Raw genomic sequence first — 18,687 nt, 5'->3', positions numbered from 1 at the left:
GGACACCCCTGTGACGCCCACTCATCCCGCACCCGTTCCCATGGTGAAGGTGGCCATGCCGCCGCGCGAGCGCCTGATGCCCGCCCTGGAGCAGATCCTCTACAGCGGCTTCGTCGCCGAGGGCGAACCGGTCTACGAGTTCGAGCGCCGCTTCGCCGCCCACTTTGGCCTGCCTGTCGCACTCGGCATGAGCAGCGGCACGGGCGCCCTGCACATCGCGCTGCTGATGTCGGGCGTGCGCGCTGGCGACGAAGTCATCTCGACGGCGATGACCGCCGAGCCGACCAATGTCGTCATCCTTCAGTGCGGCGCCGTGCCGGTCTTTGCCGACGTCGACCCTGGCAGCGGCAACCTGGACCCGGACTCGGTGCGCAGTCTGATCACGCCGCGCACGCGCGCCATCCTGGTGGTGCACTACGCGGGCTACCCGGCCCGCCTGGCCGAGCTGCGCCAGATCGCCGATGAACATGGCATCTCGCTGATCGAGGACGCCGCCCATGCGCTGGGCGCGGGCTATGGCGATCAGGCCATCGGCACCATCGGCGACTTCAGCATCTTCTCGCTGCAGGCCATCAAGCACATGACGACGGTCGACGGCGGCGTGCTGACGATGCGAGACGTGTCGCGCGCGGACGAAGCCCGCCGCCTGCGCTGGTTCGGCCTGTCCAAGGGCGTGCCGCGCACCGAGGTCGACATCAAGGCGCCCGGCTACAAGTACAACATGCACAACGTGTCCGCCGTCATCGGCCTGGCGCAGTTGGAGCAGATCGGCGGGCTGATCGACCGCCACATCGAGAACGGCCGCTTCTTCGACGAGCGGCTGTCGCGCATCCCGGGCCTGACGATCACGCAGTTCGAAGCCGCCGCCAAGCCCTCCTACTGGCTGTACTCCGTCTTCAGTGACGACTCGGCCGCGGTGGAAGCGCGGCTGCAGAGCATCCAGGTGGCGGCATCCAAGCTGCACCGCCCCAACCATCTGCACAGCGTGTTCGCGCCGATGCGCCGGCCCATGCCGGGCCTGGACCACTACTACCGGCGCCTGACCCACCTGCCCTGCGGCTGGTGGGTCAGCGACGAGGACCGCGAGCGCATCGTCGAAGCGCTGGCCCGGGGCTGACGTGGCACCCATCTCACCCATCTCGCTCTTCCACGCTTACGGCGACGCGGCCACCGAGGCGGCCGCGCTCGCCGTGCTGCGTTCGGGCCAGATCGCGTCCGGCCCCAAGGTTGCCGAATTCCAGCAGGCGCTGACAGCCTGGACCGGCCAGCCTCATGTGGTGACCACCAGCGATATGTCCAGCGCGATGCTGCTGGCCCTGCACCTGCTGGGCGTGCGTGCGGGCGACGAGGTGCTGAGCCCGGCCTACACCTGCATGTCCAGCACGGCCCCCGTCGCCAACCTCGGCGCGCGGCCGCGCTGGGTCGACGTGGATGCGGCCACCGGGCTGATGGACCCTGCCGCGCTGCGCGCGCGCATCACACCGGCCACGCGTGCCTGCATCGTCTATCACGCGGCCGGCTACCCGGCGGCGGCCCCCGAGATCGCCGCCATCTGCCGCGAGCAGGGCATCGCACTGATCGAGGACTGCAACACGGCGCTGGGTGCGACGATTGACGGCCAACCCGTCGGCAGTTGGGGCGATGCCGCGGTCTACAGCTTCTATCCCAACCGCCAGATCAATGCCGCGGAGGGCGGCGCGGTGGCCTTCCGCGATGCCGGCAAGGCAGCCGAGGCGCTGCGGCTGCGGCGGTTCGGCATCGCGCAGAGCGGGTTCCGGGATGCGATCGGCGAGATCAACCCGGCCAGCGACATTGCCGACATCGGCTGGTCCGCGGCGCTCAGTCAGTTGAACTCCGCGCTGGGCCTGGCCCAACTGCCCGGCCTCGCCGAACGCCTCGCTGCCACCCAGGCGAACGCACGCGCGCTGGCGCAGCGCCTCCAAGGCCTGCCCGGCCTGCGCGTGGTGGCCCCGGCCGCAGGCACCGAGCCCGTCTACTGGGGGCTGCTGGTGCTGTGCGAGCGGCGCGATGCCGTGCTGGCGGCCTTGAAGGCCGGCGGCGTGATGGCCTCCAAACTGCACCACCACATCGACAGCTACAGCGGCTTTGGCAGCGACGCGGTGGCGCTGCCGGCTACGACCGCCTTCATGCAGCGCGTGATCGCCCTGCCCTGCGGCCACTGGCTCACGCCGGCCGACCTGGACCGCGTTGCCAGCACGCTGGCGAGCGCCCTTGGAGCCACGGCTTGAGGCGATTCAGCGGACTGCTGCTGCTCTACGGCAGCCGGCTCGCCGGCGTCGTCGTGTCGCTCTTCTTCATCCCGCTGTATGCACGGCTGCTGGGCCAGCACGACTTCGGGCTGGTGGCCCTGCTGCTGTCGGCCCAGGCGCTGATGATCATGCTGGACCTCGGCATGGCGGCGCTGACGTCACGCGACCTCGCCGCCGACGCCGATGGGGCCCGCGGCCTGGCCCGCTGGCGCCGCGCGGAGGCGCTGCTGACTCGGTATTTCGGGCTGATGCTGCTCCTGGCTGGCCCGGTGGCGCTGATGGCGGCCCAGCCCATCGGCCTGGTCATCGGCGCCGTGCTGCTGTTCTGGGCCGTGACGCTGCAGAACCTCGCCCAGGCTGCCATGGTTGCGCGGGGCGACGTGCAGCGCGCCGCGCTCATCCAGGGTGCCGGCGTGCTGCTGCGCGGCGCGCTCAGCATTGCGGCGCTGATGTTCATCGAGACCAGCCTGCGCAGCTTCGTGCTGAGCCAGTTGGCGGGCGCCGTCCTGCATCTGGCCGTGAACCGGCATGTTGGCCAGCGCGATCTGGCCGGCGCGGACGCAGGCGAGCACGAGACGCTGCCGCAGCTGGCGCGCCGCGGCCTGCCCTTGTTCCTGGTGGGCCTGGCCGGCGCCGCGGTGCTGCAGATGGACAAGCTGCTCATCGGCACCTTGATCAGCCCCACCGCCGTAGCGCCGTATTTCCTCGCCACCACGTTCTGCATGACACCGATTGCCATCCTGGCCGCGCCGGTCGCGCAGCTGATGCAGCCGCGCATCGTGCGCGCCCACGCACAGGGTGACACCAGCCTGCTGTGGCTGCGCAGCAAGCAACTGACCTGGGGCCTGCTGGCCATGGTGGTGCTGCCCACGGCGCTCTTGTGGCTGGCCCGGCGCCCGTTGATCGGCTGGTGGCTGCACGACGCGCCGCTGGCAGCCGATGTGGCCGCGATGTCGGCCATCCTGCTGCCGGCTGCCGCCATCGGCGCCGTCGGCAACGTGCCGCTTGCGCTGCTGAATGCGCTCGGCGACTTCGGCTTCCAGGCCCGGCTGTCCGCGCTGTTGACGGTGCTGACGCTGGGTGGCGTGGCGCTGGCCGCCGCCGAGGGCAGGCTGCTGTGGATCTGCTGGATCTATCTGGCCTACTACGCCGTGCTCACCGCTGCGTTGTGGTGGCGGGCGGCCGGCCAGTTGCCAACGGCTGCAGCCGCGCGTCGCAGCGCCGTCTGGGCGCTAGGCGCCGGCGCTGCACTGATGCTGCCGCTGTGTTGGCTGGAGGCCCGGGCATGAAGCTGCTGCTGCTGATCCGGGCGATGCTGCGGGAGGCCTTCATGGCCTTGCTGTCGGCGCTGCCGAACGACGGCCTGTCCTGCCTGCTGCGCCGCCACGCCTACAACTGGCTGGGCTTCGCGATTGCCAAGCGGGCACTGGTCTATCGCCACGTGCTGCTGCTGGGCCGCATCGAGCTCGGCGAAGGCTCTTCCATCTCCAACAACTGCTGTGTCAATGGTGCCACGGCAGGCATCCGCATCGGCCGCGATGTGATGATCGCGCCCAACTGCTGCCTGGTCGCCTTCGACCACGGCACCGCGCTGAACGGCGTGCCCATGGTGCGCCAGCCGCTGGTCGAGGCGCCCATCGTCATCGAGGACGACGTCTGGATCGGCGCCAATTGCACGATCACGGCCGGGGTGACAATCCACACCGGCGCCATCGTCGCGGCCAACTCAGTGGTCACACGCGACGTCGGCCCCAATGAAATCGTCGGCGGCACGCCGGCGAAGTTCATCAAACACCGCTCTCCCGCTCCCCATGCTTGACAACAAGACCCTGCTCATCACCGGCGGCACCGGCTCCTTCGGCAATACGGTGCTGAACCGCTTCCTGAACACCAACGTCCGCCGCATCGTCATCTTCAGCCGCGACGAGAAGAAACAGGAAGACATGCGCGTCGCGCTGCGCAACTCCAAGGTGCAGTTCTGCATCGGCGATGTGCGCGACTACAACTCCGTCGCCCAAGCCATGCAGGGCGTGGACTACGTCTTCCACGCCGCTGCGCTCAAGCAGGTGCCGTCCTGCGAGTTCTTCCCGATGGAGGCAACGCGCACCAACGTCATCGGCACCGAGAACGTCCTGAACGCCGCCATTGCCAACGGCGTCAGCCGCGTGGTGCTGTTGAGCACGGACAAGGCCGTCTACCCGATCAACGCCATGGGCATCTCCAAGGCGCTGGCCGAGAAGGTGCTGGTGGCCAAGGCCCGCACCCAGCCGCCCGGCGGCACCGTGCTGTGCGCCACCCGCTACGGCAACGTCATGGCCTCGCGCGGCTCGGTCATTCCACTCTTCATCGAGAAGATCAAGGCCGGCCAGCCGTTGACGATCACCGACCCCAGCATGACGCGCTTCCTGATGTCGCTGGAGGACTCGGTGGACCTGGTGCTGCATGCCTTCGAGCATGGCCAGCAGGGCGACCTGTTCGTGCAGAAGGCGCCGGCCAGCACCATCGCCGACCTGGCCACCGCGCTGAACCAGATGTTCAGCGGCAACGGCGAAGTCAAGATCATCGGCACGCGCCATGGCGAGAAGCTCTACGAGAGCCTGGTGTCGCGCGAGGAAATGGCCAAGGCCGAGGACCGGGGGCGCTACTACCGCATCCCTGCCGACAACCGCGACCTGAACTACGACAAATACATCCTGGAAGGTGAGCCGGCTGCCAACGAGGTGGACGACTACACCTCCCACAACACCGAGCGCCTCACGGTGCAGCAGATCAAGGATCTGCTGATGACGCTGTCGTACGTGCGCGAGGAGCTGGGGCAGGCATGACGGCTGGCGTAACGACCGTGCGCCCGCTGGTGTCGGTCATCATCCCCACGCACAACCGCCCCGACTGCGCGGTGTCGTCGATCCGCGCCGTGCTGGCCGCGTCGCCGGACATCGAGGTCGTGGTCAGCGACACCAGCGAGGTCGATGGCATCTCGCCCGCCTTTTCCGCGGACCGCCCGGCCCGGCTGAAGCTGCTGCGCCCCGCGCGGCCGCTGAGCGTCGTCGAGAACTTCAACCTCGGGCTGGCGGCCGCCTCGGGCGAGTTCCTCGTCTTCATCGGCGACGACGACCTGGTCAGCCCCGAGATCGTCGACGTGGCCACCTGGGCGCAACGCGAAGGCGTGGAGGCCATCGGCTTCAGCTTCCCGCTGCTGTACTACTGGCCCAACTTCGTCAGCACCACGCGCTGGAAGGCGAGCAGCGCGACGCTGGCGATCGCGCCTTACGACGGCAGCGTGCGCGAGCTCGACACGCGCGCGGAACTGGCCCAGGCGCTCGGCAACCTGGGCGCCGGCGTGCTCGACATGCCGCGCGCCTACGCGGGCATGGTGTCGCGCGGGCTGGTAGAGCGCATCGTCGCCAAGCACGGCGCGCTTTTCGGCGGCGTCAGCCCCGACATCTACAGCGCCGCGCTGATCTCGCTGGAAGCACGCCGCGCCTGCCGGCTGGACTTTCCCATCGTCATCCCCGGCGCCAGCGGTGGCAGCACTTCGGGCCACAGCGCCCGCGGCCGCCATGTGGGCGGCCTGCGCGACAACGCCCACATCGGCGCGTTCAAGAACCTCGTCTGGGACGCGCGGGTGCCCGAGTACTACAGCGTTCCCACCGTGTGGGGCTTCTCGCTGCTCAAGGCGATCGAGGACAAGCCGGAGTGGCTGCGCAAGGCAGACTTCGCCCGGCTCTATCTCAAATGCCTCATCACCGACCCTCAGTACAAGACGCTGGTGTGGGGCTGCTTCAAGGCTCACGCGCGGCAGGCGGGCTGGGGTGCGGCCCTTGCTGATGCAACCCTCGCGTTGGCGCGCGAAGCCCGCCGCGTGGCCGGCATCCTGGCGCGGCGCTTTGGCGCTACAAACGCGCCGCAAGGCCAGGTCGTCGCGGATGTCGCCGACACGGAGCAGGCACTCGAGGCGCTCAAGAGCCATCGTCAGGCCCACCCGGTTCGGCTGAACTTGCCCAGCCACGCGCGCTGATGCTGTTGACTCACGTCGTTCTGCTGAGCGTGGCGGCAGCCATGCTGATCGCCCTCGGCTTCGCCGTGCTCAGGCGGCGTGCGGATGCGGCCGTGGCCCACCTGTATCCCACGCCGGTGCTGGTTGGCGCTGGTGCGGCCAGCGGCGTCGTCATCGCCCTGCTCTGCCTGCGCAGCCTGAACTTCGGCGTCGACACCGTCGCCTACGCAGACCTGTTCACCCACTACTGCAACGGCGGCCGCCTGTCCGACGTCGAGGGCAGCTTCCAGGCTTCGACCCTGCTTCTCAACGGCATGATGCTCGGCACCTGCAGCACGGCATTGCTGCCTGCCGCCTGGATCCTCGCCATCGTGCTGCCCGTGCTGGTGTTGCCAGCACCCTGGCGGCTGAGGCTGAGCTACCTGGCGACGTTCCTGCTGTCCATCATCGGCATCGAGCTGGCGACCAACGCCTTGCGTCAGGGCCTGTCGGTCGGTCTCATGCTGCTGGGCATCGCGGTGCTGACCACCTCGCACGGGCAGCGTCGCTGGCTGGCACTGCCCTTCGCGCTGGCGGCCGTGCTTTTCCACAGCAGTGCCGTGCTGTTTCTGGCGGCCTATCTGCTGGCCCGGCTGCGCTGGCTGCAATTCCTCGGTACGACGGCGGTGCTGGTCTGGCTCACCGTCAACTCGCTGGATGCCCAGATCGCCTTGCCCCTCGCATCCGATTTCATCTACGAGATCCAGAAATACGCGGCGCACGAGGACGACGAGCTGTGGATCCGCGTGCTCGCCTTCGCCTGCGTACTGGCCGCCTTGGCCGCGCCGCTGCTGGCCCGCAGCGCGTCACCCTTGCGGCCCGCGCTGAGGGACGGCCACTACGCCGTCGCACTGCGGCTGAGCCTGCTGTGCATTCCGTTCCTGGCACTGCCCTACTTCGGCTATCGCTTCATCTACGGCGTCTACCCCGCCATCCTGTTCCTGACGCTGGCGGCCTCGCTGCTGCCGGGGCGGCCACCCGTAGGCCGCGGCCAGGCGCAACTGCTGTGGCTTCTGGTGATGAACCTGCTGGTGTTGCTCGCCTGGTCCGCCGGATCGAGCTACATGCGCGAGGTTCCGTTCCTGTGAGCGCGGCGGCGAGTTCTGCCCGTGCTGTCGGGCTGAGCGTGGTCATTCCTACGCTCAACCGCCTGGACATGGTCCAGCGTGCGATCGCTTCGGTCGCCTGCGCTCAACCGGACCGGGTCGAGATCATCGTCGTCGACGACGGCTCGGCCGAGGATTTGCGACCTCGGCTTCCGGCTCACAACGCCGCGGGCATTGCGGTGCGCGGATATCGCTTTGAGCGCAACCGCGGCCCGCAGGCGGCACGCAACCTGGGCGTGCGACGCGCGCGCTTCAGCCATGTCGCATTCTTGGACTCGGACGACGCCTTCATTGCCGGCAAGCTGGACCGCGTGCTCGCGGAACTCGCGCGCGCGGACTTCGACCTGCTCTTCCACGGCGTTCAAGGCATGCCTCGCTATGCAAGCCTGGCGCGCCTGTGGCAGCGCTGCTCGCCCTGGCTGCCTTTTCACTGGTGGATCGCGCTTCTGAATCCGGCCGTCACTCCCGCGCTGGTCATCCGGCGGGAGCATCGCCTCGGCCTCACGGCGCTACGCCACTGCGAGGACTGGGCATTCCTGCTGCGCTACGTGCAGCCCGGAACACGCGTCCGTTATCTCGACGAAGAGCTTGCGACGGTCTTCCGGGCGCCGGGCACGGCGGGTGGGCTTTCCAGCGCCATCTGGCGAATGCGCGCCGGTGAATTCCGCGCGCGCCGGCTGCTGCTGCGCCACCTCACCGCGAGCAACTGCATGCGCTTCGCGCTCGGCAGCCTGGCCGGCGGCCTGCGCGTCATCAACGACTTTCTGCGGGGCCGCTACTTCTGAGCCCCGCCAACCCAAGCTCCATGGCAGACATCCATCTCATCGGCGTACGCGGCATTCCAAACCGCTACGGTGGCTTCGAGCGCCTCGTGGAAGTGCTCGCGCCTCATCTCGTCCAGCAAGGTCACCGCGTCACCGTGTTCTGTGAGGTCGACATAAAGCCGGGTGAGGCACAGCCCCAAGACGACCTCTGGCAAGGCGTCCACCGGCGTTACATCGCAACGCGCACCCGCGGCCCCCTGGGAACCATCGAGTACGACTGGCGCTCCTTCCGTGCGGTGCCGCGCGGAGCGATCGCGCTGATCTTCGGCTACGGCACCGGCATCTTTCAGCGTCGCCTGCGCAAGCTAGGCGTCCAGCATGCGGTGAACATGGACGGCATCGAATGGCAACGTGCCAAGTGGGGCCGGCTGGCGCGTGCCTGGCTGCGCCACAACGAACGAGCCGCCGTTCGTCACGCCAATCTGCTCATTGCCGACCACCCAGAAATTCAGGCCTATTTGGAGCGCGAGTTAGATACCTCGTCGAGCATGATTGCTTACGGCATCGATGATTCGGCTTTGAAACCCGACGAAACCCCGCTCGCACACCCGTTACTCGAAAAATATCCGGAGAACGGGTATTTCTTGATCGTCGCCAGACCCGAACCGGAAAACCAGATTCACGTTCTCTTGGACGCATACGCGCGCAGTCGCCGTCATCTGCCGATCGTGGTGCTCGGGAACTTTGAAGCCAACGCGTATGGCCGCCAACTGCGCGCCAAACACCCAGAGGCCCACTTCGCCGGTGGTGTCTACAACGTGCAGGTGCTCGACGCCCTGCGCCGGCGCTCAGCGCTCTACCTGCACGGGCACTCGGTTGGCGGCACCAACCCCTCGTTGATCGAGGCCATGGCTGCCGGCGCCCTGGTGGCCGCGCACGACAACGTTTTCAACCGATGGGTCCTCAGCGATGCCGGAGGCTTGTACTTCACTTCGGCAGAAGACCTGGCCCAAGAGATGGATCGAGCTCCCTTCAACTCGCAGCAACGCAGCACGCACGTCACGGCTGCGAGACAGCGGTGCGTGGATCAATTCCGCTGGAAGCACATACTTTCCGGCTATGACGCTGTAATCGCACGTTTGGGCGCTTGAGCGCGCGTCCAAGGCCGGGCACGGTCGCAGTCGCAGCAGAGCGGCCGCCCAAGCAACCGCTCAAACGTCGCCGCCATTGCGGGTAACGCCTTCCTTGATCCAGCAATAAAAAAAAGCCCGCTTTCGCGGGCTTTTTGCTTACGTTCGAGACGGACAGTGCCCGCCTCGATTCGTCGATTACAGGCCGTTGTTGGCGCGGTATTCGATCGGAGCGTCAGCGCCGGTTTGCAGCAGCGACTGAACGCGCAGGCCGTCCGTCGGAGCGGTAACCTTGACGCGGCCCGACTCGAGGTTCGAGGGGGCGACGCCAACGACAGCGTCGATGGCCACAGTGCTGATCAGCTTGGACTGACCGGGCATCAGGTCGGCGATGATGACCTTGGCGGTACCGACGGTGCCGTCAGCCGGGCTGACGTGAGCCAGCGACACATTGGCCTTCACCGAACCGGTGTTGGTAATGCGCAGGTAGCCCTTGTACGCGTAAGCGTCCAGAGCACCAGGCCAGTAGGTCAGCACGTCAACGGTCGAACCGTTGTAGCCCAGGTTGTAACCCAGACCCGAAGCCGAAGCGATCAGGTCGTTGGTCGAACCAGGGATAACCGTAGCAGCAATGGTTGCCTGGATCGGCGTGGCCAGATTCGTCGCGGTCGGCTTCGTGATGCAGACGAAGTACTCGGTACCCGTCGTCAGAGCAGTCGTCGTCGTGACCGTCTTCGCGGTTGCAGCGTTACCTGCAGTCACGGTAGCGGTCGTCGTGGCGGCAACAGCTGCCGAGCACGTGACGTTGGTGTGCAGCGACACAACCGAGCCAACCGGGAACGACTGCGTCGCACCAGGAGTGACCACAACCGACGCGCCAGCATTGGCCGAAGCCGCGCTGCCGTTGGCCAGCGTGTAGTCGCTAGCACCGCTGCGGATCTTCACGCCACCAGCAGCCAAGTCCGTGAACTTGTACGAACCCAGCACGGCGTAGTTCGGCGTGGTGAAGTCGCTGGCAGCAGGAGAGACGGTCAGGTCAATCTTGCCGGTGTAGGCAGAGGCTGCAACAACGCCGTTGACTGCCTTGGCGCCAACAGCCAGGTCACCCGTCGCCACGGGGGCGTCGATGGTGGCTTGCGTGTCGGTAGCTTCGATAGCCGTCGGGTTCAGGGTCACCAGACCGATGGCAGCGCTGACCTTGCCGCCAACAGCAGCCAGGGTCGCGTTCACGGTGTTGATGTCAGCAGCGATCGGCGTCCAGGTGAAAGCACCCAGGCCCAGCGTGTAGCTGGCGGCGGTCGTGACAGCAACCTTGATGGTCGACTTGTCGGTCGAGGCCGTCACGGCGCAACTCGGGTTAGCCGTCGTCGCGGCGCCAGCGATACAGGCCTGGCCGCCGAACGTGAAGTTCGTGGCGCCCGGCGCTGCAGCGAACTTGCCGCCGGTCAGACGCACAGTGAAGTACACGGTCGAGCCGCTGTTGACAGCGGTAATCGTGGACATGCTGTAGCTGATCGGCGCGCCCAGGACAGCAAGCGTGTCTTGGTTAGCAGCAGAGCCGCCGAAGTTTTCCACGGCGATCTTGGTTGCCGTCGACACGGCGGTGCCCGCGTTGGCTGCGCCGGCCGCGAGCAATGCGATCGATGCGCAGATCAGGTTAAGTTTCTTCATTCAATCACCCTTCGAAGTAGTGAGTTCAATTCAAGCTTGCAGCCATCTCACCGGTGAGATGCATCCGCCGAAACGCATGCTAGCACCTGTGACCGGTCGAGCAACCACAAAAACAGTCGGTGAAAGCCAGTAGTCCACCACAAATTTAGCGCGGAACCCAACCTTCCTCGGCGCAAGCATTCTAAACACGGGTCTTGGGCGGCCTGCTTAGGGTGCCGTCGGCTGGACGCAACAGTGATAGGCAATATTGCCCATTTAGAAGCACCGTTACGAATCGTCGGACTTCCCTCAATCCTTCTTGGGCGGACTGGCAGGATCGGGCTTGCTGCTGTTCTTGGTGCCCGGTTTTGCCGAAGCACGCCGCAATTCCTCAAGGAGTGCGGGGTCGGTGACGGGAACACCCTGGACGCCAGCCGGCGGGCGGATCGTCGGCTGGGCTGACGGCTGAGGCGCGGGGGGGCTGGCGGCCGGGCTGCCAGACTCGGGCGCCGTTGCCGCGGGCTCAGTGATCGTCTGTACTTCCATGGACCTGGAGGCGGGTCTCGCTGTCGTCGCCGCGGGCGAAGCCGGCGGCGCCTTCACCAAAGGTGCGGGACCGTCGGAGGTCTGGGCCCAAGGGCCCATCTGGCCGCGCAGCGCCCTCGTCACCTGTTCCGCCACCATGTCGTTCTCGACGACATAGGGCGTGATCAGAATGATGAGTTCGGTTTCATTCAGGTCGTTGCTATCGGTGCGGAAAAACTGGCCGAGAACGGGAATGTCCTTCAGGAGTGGCACACCCACATGGCCCTTGGTCTCCGTGCGCTTGATCAACCCACCCAGCGCGACGGTCGCGCCGTCGCTGATAGAGACCTTTGTATCAATCTTGCGAGTAGATATCGTCGGCGAGACGTTGACGCCCGTGGTGGTGGAAGTGGCGTCGCTGACCTCTTGCTGAACGTCCAGTTCCACCCGGCCCGCGAATATCACCGGTTTGACTTTGAGAATGACGCCGGTATTGCGGTACTGCACCGTCTGCAGCACACCTGTGCTCCCGGTTGTCGAGGTCGTCGACAACGATTGCTGACTGGTGATGATGGGAACTTCCGACCCGACCTGGATGGTGGCGGTTTCGCCGTTGCGAGCCATCACGCGCGGTGTGGACAGAATGCGCGCCTTGTTCCTGCTGGCCATCGCATTGAGCTTGGCGCGCAGGGCGCCTGCGTGATTGAAGTAGCTGGCCGTCAGGCCGGTCGCCTGGAGGTTCAACCCCCCGACCGTACCGGCGGTGACATACGCGCCATCGCCGACGCCCTTGTTGCCGGTCCACTCCAGGCCGAGTTGATCCTTGGCGAGGGTACTCACCTCGGCCACCGTCACCTCGATCATGGCCGACTTGACCGGCCGATCCAAGGTGCGCACGAGGCCCAGCAGCTGTGCATGTTCCTCGGGGTTCTGGGAACTGAAGATGAGCGTGTTGGTGGCGGCGTTGACGACGATGCGTGCGGGCTGTTTCGGCGCACCGATGACGATCTGAGCGTTGCTCGGCGCGGCAGCGGCGGCGGCGTTGCCCATCAGCTCCTGCAGCGTCCTGGCCATCGACTGCGCATCTGCATACTTGACCTCGTAGCTGAAGTACGCGCCCCCGGCGCGCCGGTTGCCTTCGTCCAGCGAATCCAGTTTCGCGGCCCATTCGATGACGTGCGCCAACACGGCGGGGTCCGCCGCGAAGACCAGCAGCGCACCAGACGCGGGCACGGGGACGAGGCTGATCGGCAAGCCCTGGCTGACGCCCTGGCCCACCGCGTAGCCTTCGGCCGAGAGGATTTCAACGAGCCGGCGCGACAGGTCATCTGCACTCAGGCTGGCCGGGGTCACCAGCCGGCTGCCGCGGCCACGCATCAAGGGTTGGTCCAGCACCTGGATCGCCTCGAGCGCGCCGGCCACCTCGGGACCCTGACCACTGATCAACAACGCGTTGCGGCCCGGATCGTCCTGCACATTCAGCCGGCTGCCGAACATCGCTTTGAGCCAGCCGCTCACTTCCGAGTGCCTGACGGCCGTCAGTTCCACCAGTTGGAAGACCGGGCGCATCGGCAGCGGCACATCCGGCTGGGCGCGACCACGGCGGATCTCCGGGAGGTAACCCGCCTGGTTGTTGTCGGGCACGATGCGATAGAAGTCGCTCCCCATGTCCTGCACGGCAACGCCATAGCTTTTCAGCAGCAGCCGGGTCGTCTCCAGTACTTGCGACGGCGTCTGCGGCTGACCGGTGCGCAGCGTGACGAGGTCGGTGCGAGCGATGAGGCTGGGATCCAGGCTGAAGTTCTTCTTCATGACCTGGCCGAACACGACCTGGACGAAGCTCGGCAGGGGCAGACTGTCGAAGGCCAGCGTCAGATCGGCGCGCTCGCCAGGTTTGGGCGTGCTGGAGCCTGCCTTGACGGAGCTGACGCTCTCGGGCTTGGGAATGGCAGGGACGGTACTGATGACGGTCCGGCGGTCCGCCTGCGCCTGGACCTCCAGGCTCTGGGAACGCGTCTCCGATGCGGCGTCGGGCGCCACCAGCAGTTGGCGCGGCACCATACCCTGCTCGGGCGTTGCGCAGCCGGCGACCAACACGGCGACGGCCAAGCCCAACGGCTGCAAAGCACGACGGTGGCTCACGGAACGACGAATCTTGTTCATTGGGGATAGGTACTCAGGGAGACGCGCTGGCCGTGAAGGGAAAGGGTCACCCGATCGTTGGTGATGGCAGTGATCTTGGCACCGCCGGGCAAGGCGTCGCCGACACGCAATTGCTGAGGCGCCGGCTGACCTTCGGTGGCGATCAGCAGCACATGCCGCGCACCCTCCGTGTAAGCACCGGCAATGCGCCAGTTGGGCGGCGTCAGGCTCTTCTCATCGATCGCGGCGTCCGGCGGCAGTCCCACCGAGGCGGACTGACCGAACAGCCTGCGCTGGTTGATCACGCTGAGCGCAGCGTCGGCATCGACGCTGACCGGCACGGGCAGTTCCCAGGCAGCATCGGGCCGCGCCAGCCCCTGCGAGGTGGGCAATTGCATGGGCAGCAGCAGCAGCACGATGAGGGCGACCAGCAACAGCACAGCCACGCTCATCAGCACGCGCCTGGGCGATTCGAACCAGTTCATCGCTTGGGCTCCGCGGCGATCTCGAACCAGAAGGTGAGCATCATGTCCGTCTTCAACGCCTTGATGTTGAGGGTGTCGACCACGATGCGCTGCTTGGATTCGTTCATCGCGGCCAACAGGGCCAGCAGCACGGCGGGATCCGAATTGAACTCGACGCGGGCACGCAATGGCACCAGCTGGTTCAACTCCTGGGGAAGGCGCGCCTTGAGCGACTGGCCGTCGATCGCCGTCTCGGGTTCGGAGACGCGCACCGAATAGGCCTTGGCATCGGTCTGCCGCAGCGCGCCGCTGAGCCAGTCCTGCACCTGCGCCTGCGCGAGCCCGGGCGAGACGTTGCGCCACAACTGGGCGCGCGCCTGACCCAAGGCCTGGCGGGCTTCCGCGGCCCGGCTCTGCCACTGTTCGGGGTGCTGCTGCTGGCCCAACCTGCCCACCTGATTGAGCAGGCGGCGGTAGTCGGTAGCAGACGCGGCAAAGTGATCACGCCATTCGAGAAGGCCGTAGCCGATCAGGATGGCCACGATCGCCACCAAACCGACACGAAGGCGCAAGTTGCTACGAAGTTCTTCGAGATATCCCATAGGTGATGGTCAGGGTGCCGAAGCAGCGCCAGCTGCAAGCGCAGCTTGGGGTTTGAACGTCATCACGAAGGCCATCTGGCGCGGATCGGCCTGGGTCAGGATCTTCACGTCCTTGAAGAGCCCCGTCTGTTCCAGCGCGCGCACATGCTCGGCACCCGCGATCTCGACGCCGGGAGACGAAATCAGCACGCGCAGCTTGCCCTCGTTCATCTCCCATTCGCGCAGCACCGATCCTCCTGCTTCCGGCAGCGCGCGGGCAATGGCCATCATGTGGACCAGTGGCGGCGGATACGGCTGCAACTCGCTCAACGCCCGCGCCTGATCAGCCGCCGCAAGCGCCTCGCTGCGCGCCGTGAGCACGCCGCGTGAGCGCTCAGTTTCACTGGCAAGTTCAGCCTGCGCAGCACCCCGGGCCTGGCTCAGGCGGACCTGGTCGACGGCCAGCGACAAGGCCGGCACACCCAGCGCGAGGGCCAATGCGGCATACACGGCCAGTTCGGGCGCCGCGACCTGGCCGCTCGCACCCCCCACGGCACTCAGCGGGCTCCAGGGTTTGGCTTGCAGCGGCAGGTCCTCCACCACGAGTTCGGCGTTCAAGGCCTCGGGTGCCATGCCGCAATCGCGCTGGAAGGCAAGATGCGCGGAGGCTTCAGGAGCCGCGGGCCACCAACGGCTGGCGTGCAATTGCCCCTCGCGCCAGTACTGGCCTTCGACGCCGTCCAGGCAGCGCACCAACCTGACACCCTCACCCGCCGCCGGTGCGGCGCGCAGCGGTGTCTCGGGAACGAGCTTGGGCAGCTTGCCGCTCGCAGCGGCCGGCCAGGCCGCGCGCAGCGCCGCGTCATCCCAGCACCACACGTTGGCGTGGCCGTCGGCCGACCAGGCAATCGCATGGCCGCTGTCAACGAACGGGCTCCAGCCCGGCAACTGCAGCGCCAGTGCGGACGCACGCTTGGCGGCAGGCAGGCGCGACAGGTCGAAACGGCCAAAACGGCAATGGCCGCGCGAGATGACGAGCTCGGGCGAGCCCAAGCCGCCCGAGCTGGGCTCAAGCCGCTCAAGGTGCCAGAAGGCGCGGCGCGGAGGAAGGCTGAGCAGCCCGCGGGGGAAGCCGCGGAGGATCTGATGCATGTACCGGCGCTGGTGAATTCGAAGCGGGTTGGGCCGCCGAATTCTTGTCCGGGCCCGGATCCGGCGGGAGATCCTCCAGCCGGTAGAAATAAGTGATGTTCCAGGGGGTCGAAACCCCTTTGGGAGTCAACTGCACATTGTATCGAAGGCCCCAGGGCAGACCGGGCACCCGTTGAGTAACGCGCACAGCCCTGGACGGGAAGGTCTGCAGCGGCGACGGCAGCGTGTCGAAGCGCGTGCCCAGCATGCGGTCCATCCAGGCGGCGCTGACCGGCTCGATCTCGCGGTGGTCAATGATGGCGCGCGCCGTCTCGGCCGACACGCCCGGCAGCGTGGCGAGCACCTGCCAGGGCGCCGTGTTGGGATTCACGCGGGGCGTGCCATCGGTCGTGATCAGGTCCAGCAACCTGCCGCCGCGCCAGAGCGCCGACTGTCCGGCCCAGCCGTAAACGTCGCGCAGCTCCAGTGGCGACTGAAGCAGGTCGTTGCGCGGAAGGTCGGCTCGCCCCATCGCACGGTACTGAGCCGACTCGGCGCCGTTGAGCCGGCGCAGGTCATCGGCATCGACATAGTCGCGCAGCGCATCGACCAAAGCGAGGCTGGTGTCGCTCGGGACATCCAGCCCGGTCAGCAGCCGCTGCCACTGGCCGTCGGATGCCAGGTTCAGGTCCACCAGGCCGCCCAGATCCTGCAACTGCAGCTGGCCACCGGACTCTGAATACGGGCGGTCATCCAGGCGCATGGTGTTGGGCGGGTCACCCAGGCCGTAGGCACTCATCGGCGTCACGGCCAGCCGATAGAGCACTTCAGCGCGCCCGTTGTTGAGAGCGATCTGCGCCTCCGCCAGATCCTGGCGGGCCGAAGCCAGGCGCAGCGAGGCCTGCACCCGCTCGCCGAAATAGGCGGCCGCGATGGCGATGGCGGCAAGTATCCAGAGGGTCAGCACCAGCACGAAGCCCTGCTGCGCCTGCCGGCCCATGCGCGTGCTCATGGATTCGCTCATGGATTGAGACCCAGCCTGAACGCCCTCACCCGCGCTTCGCGCGTGCCGCTCGGCACGGCGGCCAGCACCATGCGCCCCTGGTCGCGCGGCAGCTTCAGCAGCACCGCAGCCGGCAGCTGAGGGCCGGGCTTGCCCATAGCGGGCGGCCACTGGCCATACTCGGCGCCGTTCTCGTCAAGATACACGAACTCGGCCGGCCCGGTAGCGGGCCACCTCATCAGCGTGGCACGTTCATCCCCGGCCTGGTAGCGCAGCTCACCGTCGGCGAGCTCCAGCGAGATCCATTGAGCCGCCCCACCCGAAGCCGCCAGCGGCGTGCTGCTCAATCCGGCGAGTTTCCTGGAATCGCCGCTGAAGCGCTGCTTGCCGTCTGCGTAGTCGGTACGCAGCCCCTGAATGAGCTGGCGATACCAGTCCGCCCGCATCGCACCGCCCTGGCTCTGCGCCAACTGCTCGCCGAAGCGCCCTTGCAGCCGGTAGACCTGGGCCAGCGCCTGGAAAAGCAGCGTCGACACCAGCGCCGTGATGACCAGCACCACCAGCACCTCGACCAGCGTGAACCCGGCAGAGCCGCGCGACGGTTTCATGGGGCGGCCTGGAACGGGTTGATCACGGCCCGGACCTTCTTGAAGCCGACCTGCTTGATCTTGAACTCGAACCAAAACTCGTCCTGGCCGCGATAGGCGCGCACGACGGTGTCATACAGCGCCAACTGATAGAAGCTGGCGCCGCGCGGGTAGTCGCTGCCGTCCATCACGTTGGTGATGGCGCTGGCCTGCCACCGGACGCGGCAGTCGCCCAGGTCCATTTCGCCTTCCGGCCGCAACATCGGGTTGACGGCCTGCAGGAACTCGAGCGCGTTGGCCGTGGCCGCGCTGCGGGCGTTCGCGTCTTCGACGCGGCGCAGCGAAATGATGCTGGCATTCACCCAGCTGAACAGCGCCCATCCCGCCGAGGCCAGGATGACCATCGCAACCATGGCTTCCAGCAGGCTGAAGCCGCGCTGCCCGCGCCCGAGCTTCATCCGCGCTCGATCCGGCAGTCGGGCGCGCGCAGCCGGATCTCCTCGCGGACGCTGTCGGGCGACACCAGCGTCAGGCGGCCGCCACTGCACACTCCGTTGAAGCCGAAGCGGATGGGCGGGTCAACGGCCACCCGCCAGCCGCTGGGCACCGCCAGCACGGGGTTGCCGTCGCGAAGCAGCTGGCTGAAGCCGGCCTCGTTCAGCTCGAAGCCCTGTCCCAGCGAATAGGCGCGGTAGCTCAGCCCGGCAATGTCGGCCACCAGGCCATCGCGGCGCGTGGCGCGGTCGACGCTGCCGACCAGCTTCTGCAGATTGGGCGCCACCAGCCCGGCGATCAGGCCAACCACGGCCATCACCACCAGCAACTCCAGCAGGGTGAAGCCGCGCGCAGGCTGCCAGGGCTCAGGGGGGCAGGATGCCGATGTCCGCATCGTTGCCTTCGCCGCCGCGCTTGCCGTCGGCGCCGAACGAGTAGATCGCCACCGGCTGCCCGTTTGCACCGGGCACGCTGTACTGGTACGGATTGCCCCAGGGGTCCACCGGCAGGGTCTCGTCCAGGTACGGACCCTTCCAGCGCGGGGCGATGCGCTCGTCCTTGGGCTGCTCGTTCAGCAGCGCCAGCCCTTCGGTGGGCGTCGGGAAGCGGCCGATGTCCAGGCGCATGGTTTCCAGCGCACCCTTGAACATCTTGGCCTGGGTCTGGGCGGTCTGGATCTTGGCGGCGTCGGCCTTGCCGAAGAGCTTGGGGCCGACCAGGCTGCCCAGCAGGCCGATGATGACCAGCACCACCAGCAGCTCCAGCAGCGTGAAGCCTTGTTGAGGGGAACGGGTTTGCATGAT

At 67.1% G+C, this 18,687-nt stretch carries 19 protein-coding genes; 9 read left to right on the top strand and 10 right to left on the bottom strand.

Translation table 11 applies throughout. From position 1 onward, the window contains the following. The first annotated feature begins 10 nt into the window (after positions 1 to 10). Genes AC07V5_RS18225 through AC07V5_RS18185 form a run of 9 tightly spaced genes read left to right on the top strand, consistent with a single transcriptional unit; the run spans position 11 to position 9,327 of the window. Positions 11 to 1,117, top strand: coding sequence for a DegT/DnrJ/EryC1/StrS family aminotransferase (locus tag AC07V5_RS18225; RefSeq protein WP_495117125.1), 1,107 nt, complete (start codon positions 11 to 13; stop codon positions 1,115 to 1,117). Between the two features lies 1 nt (position 1,118). Then, on the top strand, positions 1,119 to 2,249 hold the full coding sequence (locus AC07V5_RS18220) for a DegT/DnrJ/EryC1/StrS family aminotransferase (protein ID WP_495117124.1): 1,131 nt from the start codon (positions 1,119 to 1,121) through the stop codon (positions 2,247 to 2,249). Further along, positions 2,246 to 3,559 (top strand): lipopolysaccharide biosynthesis protein, encoded by a 1,314-nt coding sequence (locus AC07V5_RS18215; RefSeq protein WP_495117123.1) that lies wholly within the window; start codon positions 2,246 to 2,248, stop codon positions 3,557 to 3,559. The genes AC07V5_RS18220 and AC07V5_RS18215 overlap by 4 nt, the downstream gene beginning before the upstream one ends. Further along, entirely contained in the window at positions 3,556 to 4,089 is a 534-nt protein-coding gene (locus AC07V5_RS18210; protein WP_495117122.1) for an acyltransferase, read from the top strand. The genes AC07V5_RS18215 and AC07V5_RS18210 overlap by 4 nt, the downstream gene beginning before the upstream one ends. Continuing rightward, positions 4,082 to 5,095: a polysaccharide biosynthesis protein gene (locus tag AC07V5_RS18205; protein WP_495117121.1), complete on the top strand. Its 1,014-nt coding sequence runs from the start codon at positions 4,082 to 4,084 to the stop codon at positions 5,093 to 5,095. Before AC07V5_RS18210 ends, AC07V5_RS18205 begins: the two co-directional genes overlap by 8 nt. Next, positions 5,092 to 6,288: a glycosyltransferase family 2 protein gene (locus AC07V5_RS18200; RefSeq protein WP_495117120.1), complete on the top strand. Its 1,197-nt coding sequence runs from the start codon at positions 5,092 to 5,094 to the stop codon at positions 6,286 to 6,288. Before AC07V5_RS18205 ends, AC07V5_RS18200 begins: the two co-directional genes overlap by 4 nt. Further along, on the top strand, positions 6,288 to 7,394 hold the full coding sequence (locus AC07V5_RS18195) for an EpsG family protein (protein ID WP_495117119.1): 1,107 nt from the start codon (positions 6,288 to 6,290) through the stop codon (positions 7,392 to 7,394). The genes AC07V5_RS18200 and AC07V5_RS18195 overlap by 1 nt, the downstream gene beginning before the upstream one ends. 38 nt (positions 7,395 to 7,432) lie before the next feature. Then, on the top strand, positions 7,433 to 8,197 hold the full coding sequence (locus AC07V5_RS18190) for a glycosyltransferase family 2 protein (RefSeq protein ID WP_495117118.1): 765 nt from the start codon (positions 7,433 to 7,435) through the stop codon (positions 8,195 to 8,197). 20 nt (positions 8,198 to 8,217) lie between these two features. Further along, entirely contained in the window at positions 8,218 to 9,327 is a 1,110-nt protein-coding gene (locus AC07V5_RS18185; RefSeq protein ID WP_495117117.1) for a DUF1972 domain-containing protein, read from the top strand. A gap of 177 nt (positions 9,328 to 9,504) precedes the next feature. Here the strand turns inward: AC07V5_RS18185 and AC07V5_RS18180 are convergent, their stop codons facing one another. The 10 genes from AC07V5_RS18180 to gspG form a co-directional block, all read right to left on the bottom strand. Beyond that, positions 9,505 to 10,977: a hypothetical protein gene (locus tag AC07V5_RS18180; protein WP_495117116.1), complete on the bottom strand. Its 1,473-nt coding sequence runs from the start codon at positions 10,975 to 10,977 to the stop codon at positions 9,505 to 9,507. A 288-nt stretch (positions 10,978 to 11,265) separates the two neighbouring features. Further along, positions 11,266 to 13,644, bottom strand: a complete 2,379-nt coding sequence (locus AC07V5_RS18175) for a type II secretion system protein GspD (protein WP_495117115.1) — start codon at positions 13,642 to 13,644, stop codon at positions 11,266 to 11,268. After that, complete coding sequence (locus tag AC07V5_RS18170; RefSeq protein WP_495117114.1) at positions 13,641 to 14,108, bottom strand: type II secretion system protein N; 468 nt, start codon at positions 14,106 to 14,108, stop codon at positions 13,641 to 13,643. The genes AC07V5_RS18175 and AC07V5_RS18170 overlap by 4 nt, the downstream gene beginning before the upstream one ends. After that, the gene (locus tag AC07V5_RS18165) at positions 14,105 to 14,689 is read right to left on the bottom strand and encodes a hypothetical protein (RefSeq protein ID WP_495117113.1); all 585 of its coding nucleotides are present in this window, start codon (positions 14,687 to 14,689) and stop codon (positions 14,105 to 14,107) included. Before AC07V5_RS18165 ends, AC07V5_RS18170 begins: the two co-directional genes overlap by 4 nt. Positions 14,690 to 14,698: 9 nt before the next feature. Next, positions 14,699 to 15,820, bottom strand: a complete 1,122-nt coding sequence (locus AC07V5_RS18160; protein ID WP_495117112.1) for a hypothetical protein — start codon at positions 15,818 to 15,820, stop codon at positions 14,699 to 14,701. Then, entirely contained in the window at positions 15,747 to 16,823 is a 1,077-nt protein-coding gene (locus AC07V5_RS18155; protein WP_495117111.1) for a type II secretion system minor pseudopilin, read from the bottom strand. Before AC07V5_RS18155 ends, AC07V5_RS18160 begins: the two co-directional genes overlap by 74 nt. Then, complete coding sequence (locus AC07V5_RS18150) at positions 16,820 to 17,410, bottom strand: prepilin-type N-terminal cleavage/methylation domain-containing protein (protein WP_495117110.1); 591 nt, start codon at positions 17,408 to 17,410, stop codon at positions 16,820 to 16,822. Before AC07V5_RS18150 ends, AC07V5_RS18155 begins: the two co-directional genes overlap by 4 nt. Then, on the bottom strand, positions 17,407 to 17,847 hold the full coding sequence (locus tag AC07V5_RS18145) for a type IV pilus modification PilV family protein (RefSeq protein ID WP_495117109.1): 441 nt from the start codon (positions 17,845 to 17,847) through the stop codon (positions 17,407 to 17,409). The genes AC07V5_RS18150 and AC07V5_RS18145 overlap by 4 nt, the downstream gene beginning before the upstream one ends. Then, a complete protein-coding gene (locus AC07V5_RS18140; protein WP_495117108.1) occupies positions 17,844 to 18,278 on the bottom strand; it encodes a prepilin-type N-terminal cleavage/methylation domain-containing protein in 435 nt (144 codons plus the stop codon). Before AC07V5_RS18140 ends, AC07V5_RS18145 begins: the two co-directional genes overlap by 4 nt. After that, positions 18,250 to 18,684: a type II secretion system major pseudopilin GspG gene (gspG, locus tag AC07V5_RS18135; protein ID WP_495117107.1), complete on the bottom strand. Its 435-nt coding sequence runs from the start codon at positions 18,682 to 18,684 to the stop codon at positions 18,250 to 18,252. Before gspG ends, AC07V5_RS18140 begins: the two co-directional genes overlap by 29 nt. Between the last annotated feature and the right edge of the window lie 3 nt (positions 18,685 to 18,687).

This window comes from Roseateles sp. GW821-FHT02E12 (assembly GCF_059421665.1).
Note: the sequence above shows the minus strand (reverse complement) of the source record. Positions and strands in the feature narration are given on the sequence as shown.

Coding starts and splice junctions, on each gene's coding strand:
- AC07V5_RS18200 (WP_495117120.1), top strand. CDS start 5,092: ATGACGGCTGGCGTAACGACCGTGCGCCCGCTGGTGTCGGTCATCATC.
- AC07V5_RS18185 (WP_495117117.1), top strand. CDS start 8,218: ATGGCAGACATCCATCTCATCGGCGTACGCGGCATTCCAAACCGCTAC.
- AC07V5_RS18145 (WP_495117109.1), bottom strand. CDS start 17,847: ATGAAGCTCGGGCGCGGGCAGCGCGGCTTCAGCCTGCTGGAAGCCATG.
- AC07V5_RS18155 (WP_495117111.1), bottom strand. CDS start 16,823: ATGAGCGAATCCATGAGCACGCGCATGGGCCGGCAGGCGCAGCAGGGC.
- gspG (WP_495117107.1), bottom strand. CDS start 18,684: ATGCAAACCCGTTCCCCTCAACAAGGCTTCACGCTGCTGGAGCTGCTG.
- AC07V5_RS18180 (WP_495117116.1), bottom strand. CDS start 10,977: ATGAAGAAACTTAACCTGATCTGCGCATCGATCGCATTGCTCGCGGCC.
- AC07V5_RS18170 (WP_495117114.1), bottom strand. CDS start 14,108: ATGAACTGGTTCGAATCGCCCAGGCGCGTGCTGATGAGCGTGGCTGTG.
- AC07V5_RS18160 (WP_495117112.1), bottom strand. CDS start 15,820: ATGCATCAGATCCTCCGCGGCTTCCCCCGCGGGCTGCTCAGCCTTCCT.
- AC07V5_RS18140 (WP_495117108.1), bottom strand. CDS start 18,278: ATGCGGACATCGGCATCCTGCCCCCCTGAGCCCTGGCAGCCTGCGCGC.
- AC07V5_RS18165 (WP_495117113.1), bottom strand. CDS start 14,689: ATGGGATATCTCGAAGAACTTCGTAGCAACTTGCGCCTTCGTGTCGGT.
- AC07V5_RS18205 (WP_495117121.1), top strand. CDS start 4,082: ATGCTTGACAACAAGACCCTGCTCATCACCGGCGGCACCGGCTCCTTC.
- AC07V5_RS18195 (WP_495117119.1), top strand. CDS start 6,288: ATGCTGTTGACTCACGTCGTTCTGCTGAGCGTGGCGGCAGCCATGCTG.
- AC07V5_RS18210 (WP_495117122.1), top strand. CDS start 3,556: ATGAAGCTGCTGCTGCTGATCCGGGCGATGCTGCGGGAGGCCTTCATG.
- AC07V5_RS18150 (WP_495117110.1), bottom strand. CDS start 17,410: ATGAAACCGTCGCGCGGCTCTGCCGGGTTCACGCTGGTCGAGGTGCTG.
- AC07V5_RS18175 (WP_495117115.1), bottom strand. CDS start 13,644: ATGAACAAGATTCGTCGTTCCGTGAGCCACCGTCGTGCTTTGCAGCCG.